Origin of the sequence: Streptomyces sp. SID14478, from assembly GCF_010548525.1 — a bacterium.
Taxonomy (GTDB): domain Bacteria; phylum Actinomycetota; class Actinomycetes; order Streptomycetales; family Streptomycetaceae; genus Streptomyces.
In genome coordinates this window covers 1-15,913 of record NZ_JAAGMG010000473.1, presented here as the reverse complement: position 1 = coordinate 15,913, position 15,913 = coordinate 1, and the positions used below count along the sequence as shown (strand labels likewise).

Genomic DNA, 15,913 nt, shown 5'->3' with positions numbered 1-15,913 from the left:
TGATGCCCAGGCACTGCCCTGATTCGGAGCGTCACATTAGGACGACGAACAGAAGTACGCAAGATATCGATGCACCTTTGCAAGATTACGACTGTGTCACGACGCATTCGACGGGCGACTCGTCGCACTCGGGGATGTCTGTGCACTCGCAAGCCAGGCGTGTCCTGCGCCAACGGAGGCATTCCGTCCGGTCGTTGTCGTGTACGGCGACGGAGTGGCGCCTGCGGCCCGGGAGATTCAGGCCTTGGTGTCGATGCTTTATTACGCAAGCTTGTCAATTAATTGCAGTTGCTGCGCGACATCTTGTGTTCATCTGGCGGTGATGCTTGAGTGGGCCGCCCCTGACCCCCACCAGGAAGGCGCACCCTCCCATGTCTCGGAGTGTCATGCGCACGTCATCCATGAGCGTGCGCCACGGTGCGTACGCCCTCGCCCTGGCCGTAGCCCTCGTGGGTACCGTCGTCGGCGTCGCGGGCCCCACCTCCGCGCGACCGGCCCCGGAATCCGAGGCCGCCGCCGCAGGAGCAGCCCTCCCCTTCACCTCCGTCGAGGCGGAGTCGGCCACCACCACCACCGGCCGGCGGATCGGCCCCGACCACACCCAGGGCACCCTCGCGTCCGAGGCCTCGGGCAGACAGGCCGTACGCCTGGACGCGGGCCAGAGCGTCGAGTTCACCCTGGACCGGGCGGCCGACGCCGTGAACGTCGCCGCCAACGTGCCCGACGGACAGAGCGGTTCCCTCGCCGTCTACGTCAACGGCACCAAGCTCGACGCGTCCCTCGCCGTCACCTCCAAGTACAGCTACGTGGACACTGCCTGGATCGCCGGTGCCAAGACACACCACTTCTTCGACAACGCCCGTCTCCTCCTCGGCCGGAACCTGCAGGCCGGCGACAAGGTGAAGCTGGAAGCCGTGGCGACCCAAGTGACCGTCGACGTCGCCGACTTCGAGCAGGTCTCGGACCCCGCCGCCGCACCGGCCGGAGCGGTCTCCGTCGTCGACAAGGGCGCCGACCCCACCGGCAGGCAGGACTCCACGCAGGCCTTCCGCGACGCGATCGGTGCGGCCAGGAGCAGCGGCGGCACCGTGTGGATCCCGCCGGGCGACTTCACGCTGGGCGGCGAACTGAGCGGCGTGGAGAACGTGACGATCCAGGGCGCCGGCAACTGGCACTCGGTCGTGCACTCCTCGCGCTTCATCAATCAGTCCGCCTCGGCGGGGAAGGTCCACCTGAAGGACTTCGCGGTCCTGGGCGAGGTCACCGAACGCGTCGACAGCAACCCCGACAACTTCGTCAACGGCTCCCTCGGCCCCGACTCCAGCGTCTCCGGGATGTGGGTGCAGCACCTCAAGGTCGGCCTCTGGCTGACCGGCAACAACGACAACCTCGTCGTCGAGGACAACCGCATCCTCGACACCACCGCCGACGGCCTCAACCTCAACGGCACCGCCACGGGCGTCACCGTCCGCAACAACTTCCTGCGCAACCAGGGCGACGACTCCCTCGCCATGTGGTCGCTGAACACCACCAACAGCAACGACACCTTCGCGAACAACACCGTCTCCCAGCCCAACCTGGCGAACGGCATCGCGATCTACGGCGGCCGCGACATCACCGTCAAGGACAACCTGGTTCTCGACACGAACGCGCTCGGCAGCGGCATCGCCGTCTCCAACCAGAAGTTCCTCGACCCCTTCTTCCCCCTCGCCGGGACCATCACCGTCTCCGGCAACACCCTCGTGCGCACCGGCGCGATCAACCCCAACTGGGGCCATCCGATGGGTGCGCTGCGCGTCGACGCGTACGACAGTGCCATCGCGGCTGACGTAGCCCTCACGAACAACACGATCAAGGACAGCCCGTACAGCGCCTACGAGTTCGTCTCCGGCGGCGGCAGCGGCAAGGCGGTCCACAACGTCACCGTCGACGGCTCCGCCGTGGACGGCGTCGGAACGGTCGTGGTCCAGGCCGAGACGCCCGGCGCGGCGAAGTTCAGCAACGTACAGGCCACCGGCGTCGGCGCGGCCGGCGTCTACAACTGCCCCTACCCGGCGGGCTCCGGCACCTTCACGCTCACCGACGGCGGCGGCAACTCCGGCTGGGACACCACCTGGGACGACTGCTCGGCCTGGCCCCAGCCCTGACGTGTCCCGATCCCCGAACCCACCCGCACATCCCGTACCTCGAGAGGAACGCCGTGAGATGCAGACAACGGAGCAGACGGGTCCTGGCCGTCTGGCTCGGCGCCGCACTGACCGCCCTCGGATTGACGCCACTCGCCGCCCAGGCGGCCCCGGCGCCCACCGCAGCGGCGGTCGCCAACCTCGCCCTGAACAAGCCGATCGAGGCGTCCTCGTCGACCCAGAACTACTTCGCGCCGAACGCCAACGACGGGGCCACGAACACCTATTGGGAAGCGGGCGGCTCCCCGTCGACGCTCACCGTGAAGCTGGGCGCCGACGCCGACCTCGCCTCGGTCGTGCTCAAGCTCAACCCGGACCCGGCCTGGGCGACCCGCACACAGAGCATCGAGGTCCTCGGACGTGAGCAGTCGGCGTCCGGCTTCGGCTCGCTGAAGGCGCGGGCGGACTACACGTTCAACCCCTCCGCCAACCAGAACACCGTCACGATCCCCGTGAGCGGACGCTACGCCGACGTCCAGCTGAAGATCTCCTCCAACAGCTCCGGATACGGCGGCCAGATCGCCGAGTTCCAGGTCAACGGCACCGCCGCGCCCAACCCCGACCTGACCGTCTCCGGCCTGACGTGGAAGCCGGCCCAGCCCAGCGAGAGCGACGCCATCACGGTCGACGCCACCGTGCGCAACACCGGTTCGGCCGCCTCGGCCGCGACCACGGTCGACGTCAGCCTGGGCGGCACGGTCGCGGGCAGCGCCGCGGTCGGCGCGCTCGGCGCCGGCGAATCGGCGACCGTACCCGTCGCCATCGGCAAGCGGGCGCAGGGCAGTTACGCCGTGTCCGCGGTGGTCGACCCGCAGGACACGGTCGCCGAGCAGGACAACGACAACAACAGCCGCACCGCCGACAGCAAGCTGACGGTCGGCCAGAGCCCGGGGCCCGACCTGGAGGTCACCGACATCACGTCGAACCCGGCCAGCCCCGCCGTCGGCAAGGACGTCACCTTCGCGGTGAAGGTCCACAACCGCGGCACCAGCGCGGTCGCCGCCGGCTCGGTCACGCGGCTGACCGTGGGCGGCAAGACGCTGAACGGCACCGCGCCCGCGATCGCCGCGGGGGAGAGCGCCACCGTGGCCCTCACCGGCAGCTGGACCGCGACCAGCGGCGGCGCCACGCTCACCGCGACCGCCGACGCCACCGGCGTCGTGAACGAGACGAACGAGAACAACAACGTCCTCGCCCGGTCCATCGTGGTCGGCCGCGGCGCGGCCGTGCCCTACGCCGAGTACGAGGCGGAGGACGGGCACTACGACGGCACGCTCCTGCAGGCGGACGCCGAGCGCACCTTCGGGCACACCAACTTCGCCACCGAGTCCTCGGGCCGCAAGTCGGTACGCCTCAACTCCACCGGCCAGTACGTGGAGTTCACCTCGACGAGCTCCACCAACTCGATCGTCGTACGCAACTCCATCCCCGACGCCCCGGGCGGCGGCGGCCAGGACAAGACCCTGAGCCTGTACGCCGACGGCAAGTTCGTGCAGAAGCTGACCCTGTCCTCCAAGCACAGCTGGCTGTACGGGAACACAGACCAACCGGAGGGCCTGACCAACACCCCCGGCGGTGACGCGCGCCGCCTCTTCGACGAGACCCACGCCCTGCTCTCCCAGACCTACCCGCAGGGCACCACGTTCCGGCTGCAGCGCGACGCCGGTGACGACGCCGCGTACTACGTCGTCGACCTGATCGACCTGGAGCAGGTGGCCCCGGCCGCGAGCAAGCCCGCCGAGTGCACCTCGATCACCGAGTACGGGGCGATCCCGAACGACGGCATCGACGACGCCGACGCGCTCCAGAAGGCCGTGACCGCCGACCAGAACGGCGACATCGCCTGTGTGTGGATCCCGGCCGGGCAGTGGCGCCAGGAGAAGAAGATCCTCACCGACGACCCGCAGAACCGCGGCCAGTACAACCAGGTCGGGATCCGCGACGTCACCATCAAGGGCGCCGGCATGTGGCACTCCCAGCTCTACTCCCTGATCCCGCCGCAGGACGCGGGCGGGATCAACCATCCGCACGAGGGCAACTTCGGCTTCGACATCGACGACAACACCAAGATCTCCGACCTCGCCATCTTTGGCTCGGGCACCATCCGCGGCGGCGACGGCAACGCGGAGGGCGGCGTCGGCCTCAACGGCCGCTTCGGCAAGAACACCAAGATCACCAACGTGTGGATCGAGCACGCCAACGTCGGCACCTGGGTCGGCCGCGACTACAGCAACATCCCCGAGCTGTGGGGCCCCGGCGACGGCCTCGAGTTCAGCGGCATGCGCATCCGCAACACCTACGCCGACGGCATCAACTTCACCAACGGCACCCGCAACTCCACCGTCTTCAACTCCTCGTTCCGCAACACCGGGGACGACGCCCTGGCGGTGTGGGCCAGCAAGTACGTCAAGGACACCTCGGTCGACGTGGGCCACGACAACGCCTTCCGCAACAACACGGTCCAACTGCCCTGGCGTGCCAACGGCATCGCCGTCTACGGCGGGTACGGAAACAAGATCGAGAACAACCTGGTGTACGACACCATGAACTATCCCGGCATCATGCTCGCGACCGACCACGACCCGATCCCGTTCTCCGGGCAGACGCTGATCGCGAACAACGGCCTCTACCGCACCGGCGGCGCGTTCTGGAACGAGGACCAGGAGTTCGGCGCCATCACGCTGTTCGCCCAAGGGCCCGACATCCCCGGTGTCACGATCCGCGACACCGACATCCAGGACTCGACGTACGACGGCATCCAGTTCAAGACGGGAGGCGGGTCGATGCCGGACGTGAAGGTCAGCAACGTGACGATCTCCAAGTCCGTCAACGGCTCCGGCATCCTCGCCATGGGCGGCGCGCGCGGCAGCGCGACGCTCACGAACGTGCGGATCTCCGACTCGCGCGACGGTGACATCCTCGTCGAACCCGGCTCGCAGTTCGTGATCAACGGCGGCGAGTAGCCGCCTGCTGCCCGGCCCCCGGTGCCACCGGGGGCCGGGCAGCGTGCTGTCGGGGCCCTCGCACGGCGACGAGCACCTCGATGAGCAGGCACAGTCCTGCCCCCACGGCGTACCAGAACAGGTCCGGTGCGTTGAAGGTCGAGCCGAGGAGCGGCCGCAGGACGGCCGGGATCCCTGCGATCTGCAGCAGTTCGACGGCCCAGCTGAAGCCGAGCGCGACGGCCGCGGCGATGCCCGGCCGCAGCCTGGGCGCGACCAGGACCACCACGGCGTACACCAGCACGGTGTACAGGGCGTCCCCCGCGTACTTCGCGAAGTCCCCGCCGCTCCACGCCCGTACGGAAAGACCGCCCGCGACGGTCACCGCCGCGCCCCCGAAAGCCCACCACCGTCTGTTCATTTTCCGGAGCCTAAGCGGAGAGGGGGGCGCTCTGCGCGTCGGCCTCGTCGTCGTCGCTCTCGCGAGGACCGAACGGCCAGACCTTCTCGAAGCGGGCCCACACGGCGAACGCGGCGCAGCCGAGCACGAGCCAGGCCAGGGACCATTCGATGGGGTGGCGGCCGGGGGAGTTCTTGTCGGCGTACCCGTAGATGACCAGCCAGCCGACGAGCGCCACCACGCTCGGCAGCGGATAGAGCCACATGCGGTAGGGGCGGTGCATGGTGGGGCGGCGCCTGCGCAGCACCGTGACGGCGGCGATCTGCGCCAGCGCCTGGACGATCACCATCACGGTGGTCAGCAGTTGGATGAGGGTCTGCAGGTCGGTGTGACGGCCGATCATGAAGCCGATCGCGGTGATGACGCCCATCGTCGCGAGGCCCACGGTCGGGAAGCGGTGGCGGGGGTGCAGCCTGGCGTACGGGCGGAAGAAGACCCGGTCGCGCGCGGCGTCGTAGGGCACCCGCGAGCCTCCGAGCAGCCCGGTGAAGACGGAGGCGAACGCGGTGATGAGGATGAGCACCGTGACGATCTCGGCGGGCCCCTTGCCCCACGCCTTCTCCAGTACCGCGGAGGCGACCGAGGTGGAGGCGATGTCGTGGGGGTCGGTCATCCGCTGCCAGTCGAGCACGCCCAGCGAGCCGATCTGCAGCAGCAGGTAGATGCACATGATGCCGAGGATCGAGAAGACGATGGAGCGGGGCAGGGTGCGCCCCGGGTCCTTGATCTCGGCGCCCATGTACGCGGTGGTGTTGTAGCCGAGGTAGTCGTAGATGCCGATGGTCAGGCCCGCCGCGAAGCCGATCCAGAAGTGATTGCTTGTCAGGTCGAAGGCGTGCGCGGGGTAGGTGAAGGCGCGGCCCGGGCTGAAGTGGCCGAGAGCGGCGGCGATCACGAGGACGACCGAGGCGATCATCACCGTCCACATCACGACGGTGATCCGGGCGATGTGCTCGATGCCGCGCCAGAGCAGCAGGACGACGACGGCGATGACGCCCAGGCCGATCAGGTCGCCGGACGTCCGGCCGAGCCCCGGCGCCAGATAGCCGAGGTACTGCACGAACCCGACGACGCCGGTGGACATGATGAGCGGGATGAACAGCATCGCCGTCCACACGAACAGGAACGGCGTGAGGCGCCCGGTGCGGTGCTTGAAGGCCCGTCGCAGATAGACGTAACTGCCGCCGGAGCCGGGCATGGCAGCGCCGAGCTCCGCCCATATGAGGCCGTCGGCCAGTGCCAGGACCGCGCCGGCGAGGAAGCCGATGACGGCCTGCGGGCCGCCGAAAGCGGTCACCATCAGCGGGATGGTGACGAACGGTCCGATGCCGCACATCTGGCTCATGTTGATGGCGGTGGCCTGGAAGAGTCCGATGCGGCGTACCAAACCGCCGGACGCGGGTGGGGTCGTGGACACGAGGGCCTCCCCGGCCTGGTGACGAAGGAACGGGCGACGAGCGAGTCCGGGGGAGTCGCCGCGGCGCTGGGCGTGATTAAGTTAAGTAGCTTTACTAGCAACGTCAAGGGTCCGTCAGGAGCCCATGACGGACGATGCGCGAGGATGTTGCGATGATCAGCGGCGACGAGGGTGTGGATCAGCCCATGAACGCGCGGCGGCAGCGCAGCAACAACGAGCGGCTGCTGCTCGACCGGCTGCGCGCGGACGGCCCGGCGTCCCGGGCCTCACTGGCCCGGGTCACCGGCCTGTCCAAACCGACCGTCTCCAGTGCCCTGGCCGCCCTCGAACGGGCGGGCCTCGTGCGTGAGGCCGGCACCCACACCCCCGAGCGGGGCCGCGCGTCCGTCCTCTACGCCCCCGACCCGACGGCCGGATACGCACTCGGCATCGACATCGGGGCGACCTGGCTGCGGGTGGCCCTCGCCGATCTCGACGGCACGCTGGTGGCCCGGCTGGAGGTCCGCAACCAGGCCCGCACCGCCGGCGCCCTGGCCGACCTGGTGATCCGCGCCGCCGACCGACTCATCGACGGATCGGGGGTGGCCCGGGAGCGGATCGCCCAGGCCGTCGTCGGCACACCCGGCGTGTACGACGAACGGCGCCGCCGCGTGCGCTACGCCCAGCACCTTCCGGGCTGGGGCAGGGCCGGATTGTTCGACCGGATGCGCGAGCGGCTCGGCGTCCCCCTCGCCGTGCACAACGACGCCAACCTGGCCGCGCTCGGCGAGTACGCCTTCGGCGTCGGGGCGGGCAGCAGGCTCTTCGTCTACGTCATGATCGGCACCGGTCTCGGCATGGGCGTGGTCAGCGCGGGCCGGCTGTTCACCGGGGCCAACGGCGGCGCGGGCGAGATCGGTTTCCTGCCGTGGCCGGGCCGCCACCGCACGGACACCCTGGAGGACGCCGTCTCCGGGGACGCGGTGGTCGCGGCCGCCCGTGCGCGCGGCATGGCAGGCCCGCTCACCGCGAAGGAAGTGTTCGACGCCGCGCGCGAAGGGCATCCGGCCGCGGTCGAGGCGGTCCAGCTGGAGGGCGAGCGGGTGGCCCACACGGTCGCCGCGGTCGCCGCGGTCCTCGACCCCGACCTGGTGGCGCTCGGCGGCGGCGTCGGCCACAGCGCCGATCTGCTGCTGCGCACCGTGCGCCGCACGCTGCGTTCCCTGACTCCCTTGCGCCCCAAGGTCGTGGCGAGCGCCCTCGCGGAGGACTCGGTGCTGATGGGCGCCGTGGCCACCGCGCTGGACACCGCCCGCGACGTGGCGTTCGAGCGGCGCGCGCCGCGGCAGCGGTCGGCGGGCCGGAGCGCGCGGTTCCCGACTACTCCGGCTGAACGGAGGGGTGTTCGGGCGGGCCGGCCCGGGGAGTGAGGCGGACCAGGATGGGGCCCGCCCCGTCGATCCACTCCTCGCCCGCCGCGATGGCCGCCTGTCCCTCGCGGGTGAGCCGCAGTTGGAGCGGTTCGACCCACTTGCGGCACCAGGCGGCCCGCACCTCCTCGTCGACCTCGGCCGTGCACACGGAGTTGACGCCGAGGCTCAACTCCCGCGCGGCGGCGTGGAAGTCGCTGCCGGTCCACTGACCGGCACCGTCGTTGATGAGGGCCCACGACATCTTGAACACGTACAGACCATAGCCTCGGGGTGTTACGCCGGGTCGATGCGGGCGATGGTGCCGCCGATCGCGAGCACGTACAACTCGCCCTTGCCGCCCTGGACGAACGAGATGACCTCGCCCCCGTTGACGCCGAGGTCGTTCACCCCGGTCACCTTGCCGTTCCTCATCTGCAGGGAACGCAGGGTGCCGTCGCAGTAGTCGCTGAACACGTACTGGCCCGCGAGGTCCGGGATCGCCCTGCCGCGGTAGACGTATCCGCCGGTGACCGAGCAGCCGAGGCCGGTACGGTCGTACTCGTGGACCGGGGGCACGTGGTTCGCCGGTTCCGTGCCGCCCCGGAAGGGGTGAGTGCCCTCCATCTGGGACCAGCCGTAGTTCTCGCCGCCCTTGCTGCTCGCCGGTGCCCAGTCGATCTCCTCCCAGTCGCTCTGGCCGACGTCGCCGATCAGCAGGTCGCCGGTGCGGGCGTCGAAGGAGAACCGCCAGGGGTTGCGCAGTCCGTACGCCCAGATCTCGCCCCGCGCGTCCGGGTCGCCGACGAAGGGGTTGTCCCGCGGGATCGCGTACGGGGTGGCGCCGTGCGGGTCGATGCGCAGCAGCTTGCCGAGCAGGGTGCCGAGGTTCTGCCCGTTGCCGTGCGGGTCGCCGCCCGAGCCGCCGTCGCCGAGCGCGATGTAGAGGTAGCCGTCGGGGCCGAACTTGATGTCGCCGCCGTTGTGGTTGTCGTAGGGCTGCGTCTGCGTGAGGACCGTGCGGCGGGTGTCGGTGAGGAGCTTGCCGTGGCGCACGGCGAACTCGTCGACGGTGCTGGTGCCTTCGAGGTTCGTGAACGAGATGTAGAAGTGCGCGGACTTCTTGTCGAACGCGATGCCCAGCAGGCCGCGTTCGCCGTCGGTGGTGGTCTCGGCGGAGATGTCGAGCACGGGGGCGCCGAGCCCATGGTCGCCCAACACCCGTACTGTTCCGGCCCGTTCGGCGATCCAGACCTTGCCGCCGGGGCCGACGGCGCCGGCCGTCGGATTCGTCGCCGTGGCCACGTTCGTGAGCGCGACCTTCGCGACCTGCCGGCGGGCGCCGGGCTCGTCCGCGGACGCCGTGGTCAGGGCGAGGGAGGCGACGAGGCAGAACGTGGCGATGACTGCCGAGCTTCGCGTGCGAACTTTCACCGTGATCCTCCTGGAGGCGGCGAAGAGGGGGGTGTCGCAGGACACGGATGAGAATACTGAGACACCGGTACTTGGTATAGACCAAGAGGGCTTCGGGTGTCGACGGCACGACGTCTGTCTGTCCCTGCGGTCCCCCGCGTGGTCAACTGACGCCGTACACCAGTCCGTTGACCTCACCGGAGCCACCTTGTCCCCACGCATCACCGCCCTCGCCGATCCCGACCGCACCCCTTCCGGCCACCGCCTCGCGTGGCTCGCGAGCGGGGAGGACGGCGATCCGCTCGGGTCCGCGTTCCTGCGCGTGTTCACCCGCGAGGGCCAGGAACACCTGTCCGAGCTGCAGGTCAACGTGCACCCTGCCGAACGGCGAAGACACGTCGGATCGCAGCTGCTCGACGCGGCCGTGACCGCCGCCCGGGAGGCGGACCGGCGGTCGATGGTCGCGCAGGCCGACGCGGGCACGCCCGGTGACCACTTCCTAGCCGCGCGCGGCTTCCGCAAGGTGCTGACCCTGACCTACGCCCGGCTCGCCCTCCACGGGCCGGACAGCGGCAAGGCCGGGGAGGTCGACGCGATCGTGGCGGCGCCGCACCCCGGCTACACCCTCGTCTCCTGGCAGGGCACCGTCCCCGACGAACTGGCCCGCACCTTCGCCGACTCGCGCCGCGCGATGGACGACATGCCGATGGACGACACCGACTACGGCGTCGTGGCCTGGGACGTCGAGCAAGTGCTGGCTGCCGCGAAAGCCGTCGCCGACCGCGGGGAGCTGCTCACCACGGTGGCCGCCGTCGACGCGTCGGACGGCTCGATCGCCGGGTTCTCCGAACTCGTCGTGCCGGGCGACGGGAAGGGCGACGCACTGCACTACGGCACCGGCGTGCTGCCCGAGCACCGCGGCCGCGGCCTCGCCCGCTGGATGAAGGCCGAAGCGATCCGCCTCGCGCGCCACGCCCACCCCGACCTGGGCGGCCTGGTCACCGACACGGCGGACAGCAACACGCACATGCGGCGCATCAACGACGCACTGGGCTACGTCCCCACCCATCAGGCCCTGGAGTACCAGCTCGACCTGTGACCCTGTGCGACGCGGACCCTGCCCCGCCTGCGAGGGCCGAGCAGGGGCCGCGGGCGCATCCCCGGATGACGGCCTATTCCGCCACGACGACACAGGCGCTCAGATGCCAGGTATCGTCCTGCGGCGCGGACAGTTCCAGGTCCACCTCGCGTCCGTCCGGCCCGCCGTCCAACGCGACCTCCAGCCAGGTGAACTCCCGCCCGTCGAGCTGCTCGCTGCGCACCTTCTCGACCCCGTCCGCGCGCACGATCAGCACCCGGTTGAAGGTGTTCGGATCGCCGGTGAGCAGATGCGCCGTGCAGGGCCCGGCGGGCAGCTTCAGCCGCAGCACGGCGGGCGCGCTGTCGCGTACGTAGTCGCGGCGGACGACGTCGAACAGGCCGGTGTCGGTGGCGTCGGGCGTGTTCCCGACCCAGCCGAACCCGGCGCCGTCGCGCCAGGTGCTGTCGGGTGCGAGACGGGTGTAGCCCGTCAGGACCGGCGCATCGGAGGGCCCGGCGTCCAGCGCGTGCACGCAGCGGGCGGCGGGCGGCACCACGACGGCCTTCGCCAGGCTGCGCAGCGAGGAGTCGAGGGCGCGCACCGACCCCGACCGCGGGCGCGCGTGCAGGGTCGCGAGCTGCGGAGTCGGCGGAGGTACGACGGCCAGCTTCACCGTCGTGTCGCCGCGCGAGTCCACGTACGCCGTCGCGGACTGCGCGTCCCAGCCGTCGGGTACGTCGAGCGTGACGTCCGTACGCAGGCCGGAGCCGGTCGCGTTGACCACCTGTACGGGCAGTTCGCCCCGCTCGCCGCCCAGCAGCACCGTGTCGGCCGGGGCGATCACCGCCTGGAGCCAGTCGCGGTGCTCGTCGCGGATCCGGCTCAGCTCGAACCAGTACGCGACCAGGGTGTCCCGCCACACCGCCGCCTGGGTCGCCTGCGCGCCCAACTGCCGGTGCACGTCGGCGAGTCGGCGCTGGTCCACGCGGCGCCGCAGCCCGTCCCAGGCCGCGCGCATGTCCGTCACCCGCTCCGCGGCGGTGAAGTGGGTGTCGTAGATGTGCTGGATGACGGTCTTCCCGCTGTCCAGACGGTGGGTGTACGGGACGTGGTGCAGGAAGAGGAGGAGTTCCTCGGGGCAGTTCTCCAGCGACTCGTAGGCGTCGCGGACCGCCGGCGCGTACAAGGCGGTGTAGCCGTCGCCGGTCGCGGCGGTGCGGTCGTAGCCGATGCCCGCGCGGTCCGACTTGTGGAACTGGGTCGTCGTGGTCGGGCTGGGCTCGAAGTGCCCGGTCACCGAACCGTCCGGCGGATGCGTGAGGTAGCCGGTGCCCAGGGGCGAGGTGTAGTCCTCGTACGTGCGCCAGGAGCCGAGCAGCAGATCGGACACGGTACGCACGACGTGCGGGTCGTTGCCGAAGGTCATCCGGGTCCACTCGTCGGCGAGTTCGGCCGCCGGTGCCTGCGGGTTCCACGCGAGGCGTCCGTAGCCGTGCGTGTTCGCGGCGGCCAGGTGGGAGCCGGTCCAGTTCCGCGCGTCGCCGAAGTTCAGCACGCCTGCGAACCCGAAGTGCGTGTACGGATGGACCTTGCCGGTCACGACACCGGCGACCGTGCTGCCCTCGCCCTCCTTGAGCGTGTCGAAGTCCAGGATCTCCTTCCACTGCGGCACGAGGTAGCACACGTGGGTGGAGTGTCCGGTGTACTCCTGGGTCACCTGCAGCTCGATCATCGAGTTGGTACGCGGCAGCGACCCGAAGAGCGGATGGGCGGGTTCGCGGACCTGGAAGTCGATGGGCCCGTTCTTGATCTGCACGACCGCGTTGTCGGCGAACTTCCCGTCCAGCGGCGTGAAGTCGAGGTACCCCTGCCGGTCCCACTTCGCGTCCGTGTCGTGGACGAACGCCCGCCACATCACGATGCCGCCGTGCGGCGCGAGCGCACCGGCGAGGAGATTGGCCCCGTCGGCGTGGGTCCTGCCGTAGTCCAACGGGCCGGGCCGGCCCTCGGAGTTGGCCTTCACCAGGAAGCCGCCGAAGTCCTTGATCTTCCCGTAGATCTCCGCGGCCTTCTTCTCCCACCACGCGCCCACCCGCGCGTCGAAGGGGTCGGCCGTGTCGAGCCCGCCCAGGTCGATGGGGGCCGCGAAGTTCGCCGTGACGTACAGGGCCACGCCGTAGCGGCGCAGCACGCCCGCCAGGGCGGCGAGCTTGGTGAGGAAGGGTTCGGCGAGGTACGTCGAGGGCGTGTTGACGTTGTTGATCACGACGCCGTTGATGCCGAGGGAGGCCAGAACGCGCGCGTGGTCCGTGTACCGGTCGTCGAGGTCCGGCAGCGCGTCCCAGTCGAAGAAGGACCGGCCCGCGTAGCCGCGCTCGATGGAGCCGTCGATGTTGTCCCAGTGGTCGGCCACGCGCAGCGGAGCGGCCGGACGCTCCGTGAGGGCGACGTGGTCCAGCGGCTGTCCCGTCTGGACGAGCCGCAACAGGTGGAAGGCGCCGTAGAGCACCCCGCGGTCCGCCCGGGCCGCCACCACGATGCGGGCCTTCCCGCTCTTCGTGACGCGGCGCACGACGTAGCCCTCGTCACCCAGCTCCGCCAGATCGGCCGCCGGGACCAGTGCGCGGACCAAGGGGGAACTCGTCGGTGTGCCCACCACGAGGGCCGCGCCCGAGGGGGCGTCGCCGCGCGGCGTGACCCGCGTGCCGAGCAGCCCGGTCAGCCCGCGGGTCAACTCGTCCACGGCGGAGCGCTGCAGCGGGCCACCGCCCTGCCAGACCAGGTGGGCCAGAGCGGCCCGGTAGCGGCCGAGCGCCTCGGGGTCCTCCACCTTCCGGTAGCGCAGCCACAGGTCGTAGCCGTCCTCGGCGGGCAGGGCGCCGCCCGGCGAGGACGGCGTCGCTGACAGCGGCCGCGCCGAGGCCGGTGCGGACAGGACGAACGGGCCGGCCGTGCCGGCGAGAGCGGCTGCGGCGAGGACGCTGCGGCGGCGTATTCCTGAGCTCATGTCTCTCACTTCCGTCGTTGGAGGATGGTGCGGAGGTCGTCGAGCGGGATCTTCGGGCGGCGGTCCGCGGTGAGCAGCCCGTTGATCTCCTGCTCGGTGTCGGTGAACTGGGTGTAACAGAACCCGGCGAGGCCCGAGCCGACGGCCGCGTCCACCAAGGAAGCCAGCCGTTCCGCGAAGGCCTCCTGCGTGGCCACGGTGTCGTAGCCGAACCACTGGGCGCCCTCGGCGGGTTCGAAGGTCGCCCCGCCGAACTCGCTCAGCACGACGGGCTGTCCCTGGTGCCGGACGCCGTCCAGGGTGAGGCGCTTGGCGCCGGGCCACTGTTCGGCGATGGCGCCCTGCCGCAGCGAGGGGGCGCCGTAGCGCCCCTGGAGGACCTCAGCGCGCTGCGTGTAGTCGTGGACGCCCCAGATGTCGGCGGCGGAGATCTCCCAGCCGTCGTTCGAGACGGCCGGGCGGGACGGGTCCAGAGCCTTGGTCAGGTGGTACAGGGCGTCCATGAAGTGACGTTGGGCAGGGACGGCCGCGGGGTTGGGGACGGACCAGGACTCGTTGATCGGCACCCAGGCGACGATCGAGGGGTGGCTGAGGTCGCGGGAGATCACCTCGGTCCACTCGCCGACCACCCGCTCGATCGTCGGCGTCCCGAAGGCGTACGCCGACGGCATCTCCTCCCACAGCAGCAGACCGAGCCGGTCCGCCCAGTACAGGAAGCGCGGGTCCTCGATCTTCTGGTGGATGCGCAGTCCGTTGAGGCCGATCTCCTTGGCCAGTTCGGCCTCGCGGCGCAGCTCGTCGGCGGAGGCGGCCAGATGGGACGCGGGCCAGTAGCCCTGCTGCAGCGCCATGCGCAGGAAGTACGGCTTGTGGTTGAGCAGGAAGACGCCGTCGTCCCAGCCGATGTCCCGCAGCCCGAGGTAGGAGGTGACGAGGTCGACGGGGGTGTCGTCCGCCGCGGTACTCACGTGCACGGTGGCGTCGACGAGGTTCGGGTGCTCCGGGCTCCACAGCAGGCCCTCGAGTTCCTGCGCGTGCCGCAGGGCGGGCACCGCGATGTCGCACTCCGTCTCCTGGCCGTCGGTCAGCATCCGCTGCTCGGCGAGCACCCGCCCGCCCTGCGTCAGACGGACCGTCAGGTTCAGGGGGCGCCGCGGCCAGCGGCTGAGGCGGACCTGGCAGCGTACGCGGGCGTGGGCGACGTCGGGTGTCCAGTGCAGTGACGTCACGTGCTCGTCGGGTACGTCCTCGAGCCACACCGGCTGCCAGATGCCCGAGGTGCGGTGGTACCAGATGACGTGGGGGTCCTGGCGCCAGTCCTGTTTGCCGCGCGGCTGCGCGGCGTCGAGCGGCTGGTCCTCGGCCCGGACCACCAGGACCTGCGGCCCGTCCCGGTCGATCACGTCGGTGAGGTCGCAGGTGAAGCCGGTGTGGCCGCCCTCGTGCCGGCCCACCAGGCGGCCGCCCAGCCAGACCTCGGCCCGGTAGTCGACCGCCCCGAAGTGCAGCAGCAGGCGCCGTCCCGCGGCCGGGCGGGGCACGTCGATCGTGCGCCGGTACCAGAGGACGGGGTGGAAGGCGGTGTCCCGGATCCCCGAGGCCTTGGACTCGGGCGGGTAGGGGACGGTGACGCCGGCGGTGAAGGGAGCGGTGACGTCGGGGTCCATCCAACGGTCGGTCCGGCCGCGGTCCGCGTCGTCGTGGGCGAACTGCCAGGGGCCGCTCAGGTCGTGCCAGTCGGGGTCGCGTACGAGCTGCGGCCGGGGGTGGCCCGCGGCGTCCAGGTGGGTGTGGGGCATGGGTGCACTCCGGTGGTGTCGTACAGGGGCACGGCGCGGGGGCGGCGCCGTGATGGTTCAGCGCCCGTCCGCGCCCTGTTCCGCGCGCAGGACGACGGCGGTCGCGGCGAACGCCAGCGGGCCGGGCAGCAGGGGGACGAGCAGGGGCATGGCCCAGGCGAGCAGTGCGGCGAGCACCACCGCGCCGGCCAGAAGGACGCTGCCGCGCAGGTCGGCGGCC

10 protein-coding genes are annotated in these 15,913 nt (G+C 70.7%); 4 read left to right on the top strand and 6 right to left on the bottom strand.

Translation table 11 applies throughout. From position 1 onward, the window contains the following. Positions 1–386 precede the first annotated feature (386 nt). Both G3I40_RS15495 and G3I40_RS15490 read left to right on the top strand, forming a co-directional pair. Entirely contained in the window at positions 387–2,147 is a 1,761-nt protein-coding gene (locus G3I40_RS15495; RefSeq protein WP_164302741.1) for a glycosyl hydrolase family 28-related protein, read from the top strand. A gap of 53 nt (positions 2,148–2,200) precedes the next feature. Then, the gene (locus G3I40_RS15490) at positions 2,201–5,149 is read left to right on the top strand and encodes a CARDB domain-containing protein (protein WP_164302740.1); all 2,949 of its coding nucleotides are present in this window, start codon (positions 2,201–2,203) and stop codon (positions 5,147–5,149) included. On the opposite strand, the gene G3I40_RS15485 is transcribed toward G3I40_RS15490, so the two are convergent. Continuing rightward, positions 5,133–5,549: a DUF2809 domain-containing protein gene (locus G3I40_RS15485; protein ID WP_164302739.1), complete on the bottom strand. Its 417-nt coding sequence runs from the start codon at positions 5,547–5,549 to the stop codon at positions 5,133–5,135. The two genes, G3I40_RS15490 and G3I40_RS15485, sit on opposite strands and share 17 nt — an antisense overlap. Before the next feature lie 10 nt (positions 5,550–5,559). Beyond that, positions 5,560–7,005: an APC family permease gene (locus G3I40_RS15480; RefSeq protein ID WP_164302738.1), complete on the bottom strand. Its 1,446-nt coding sequence runs from the start codon at positions 7,003–7,005 to the stop codon at positions 5,560–5,562. Positions 7,006–7,139: 134 nt separating this feature from the next. Between G3I40_RS15480 and G3I40_RS15475 the strand changes: the two genes are divergently transcribed. Next, positions 7,140–8,414 carry an ROK family transcriptional regulator gene (locus G3I40_RS15475; RefSeq protein ID WP_239091755.1) on the top strand — a complete coding sequence of 425 codons (1,275 nt, stop codon included), beginning with the start codon at positions 7,140–7,142 and terminating at the stop codon, positions 8,412–8,414. Here G3I40_RS15475 and G3I40_RS15470 read toward each other — a convergent pair. Then, a complete protein-coding gene (locus G3I40_RS15470) occupies positions 8,365–8,667 on the bottom strand; it encodes a hypothetical protein (protein ID WP_164302737.1) in 303 nt (100 codons plus the stop codon). The genes G3I40_RS15475 and G3I40_RS15470 overlap by 50 nt on opposite strands. Positions 8,668–8,690: 23 nt before the next feature. Next, positions 8,691–9,827, bottom strand: a complete 1,137-nt coding sequence (locus G3I40_RS15465; protein ID WP_164302736.1) for a PQQ-dependent sugar dehydrogenase — start codon at positions 9,825–9,827, stop codon at positions 8,691–8,693. A 187-nt stretch (positions 9,828–10,014) separates the two neighbouring features. Here G3I40_RS15465 and G3I40_RS15460 point away from each other — a divergent pair, with 187 nt between their 5' ends. Continuing rightward, complete coding sequence (locus tag G3I40_RS15460; protein ID WP_203644128.1) at positions 10,015–10,905, top strand: GNAT family N-acetyltransferase; 891 nt, start codon at positions 10,015–10,017, stop codon at positions 10,903–10,905. 73 nt (positions 10,906–10,978) lie between these two features. On the opposite strand, the gene G3I40_RS15455 is transcribed toward G3I40_RS15460, so the two are convergent. Next, a complete protein-coding gene (locus G3I40_RS15455) occupies positions 10,979–13,894 on the bottom strand; it encodes an alpha-glucuronidase family glycosyl hydrolase (protein ID WP_164302735.1) in 2,916 nt (971 codons plus the stop codon). A 5-nt stretch (positions 13,895–13,899) separates the two neighbouring features. Further along, entirely contained in the window at positions 13,900–15,693 is a 1,794-nt protein-coding gene (locus G3I40_RS15450) for a sugar-binding domain-containing protein (protein WP_164302734.1), read from the bottom strand. Positions 15,694–15,913: the final 220 nt, after the last annotated feature.

What these genes read in the sequence shown, in the direction of transcription:
- G3I40_RS15495 (WP_164302741.1), top strand. Translation starts at nt 387, where the DNA reads ATGCGCACGTCATCCATGAGCGTGCGCCACGGTGCGTACGCCCTCGCC.
- G3I40_RS15485 (WP_164302739.1), bottom strand. Translation starts at nt 5,549, where the DNA reads ATGAACAGACGGTGGTGGGCTTTCGGGGGCGCGGCGGTGACCGTCGCG.
- G3I40_RS15475 (WP_239091755.1), top strand. Translation starts at nt 7,140, where the DNA reads ATGCGCGAGGATGTTGCGATGATCAGCGGCGACGAGGGTGTGGATCAG.
- G3I40_RS15455 (WP_164302735.1), bottom strand. Translation starts at nt 13,894, where the DNA reads ATGAGCTCAGGAATACGCCGCCGCAGCGTCCTCGCCGCAGCCGCTCTC.
- G3I40_RS15450 (WP_164302734.1), bottom strand. Translation starts at nt 15,693, where the DNA reads ATGCCCCACACCCACCTGGACGCCGCGGGCCACCCCCGGCCGCAGCTC.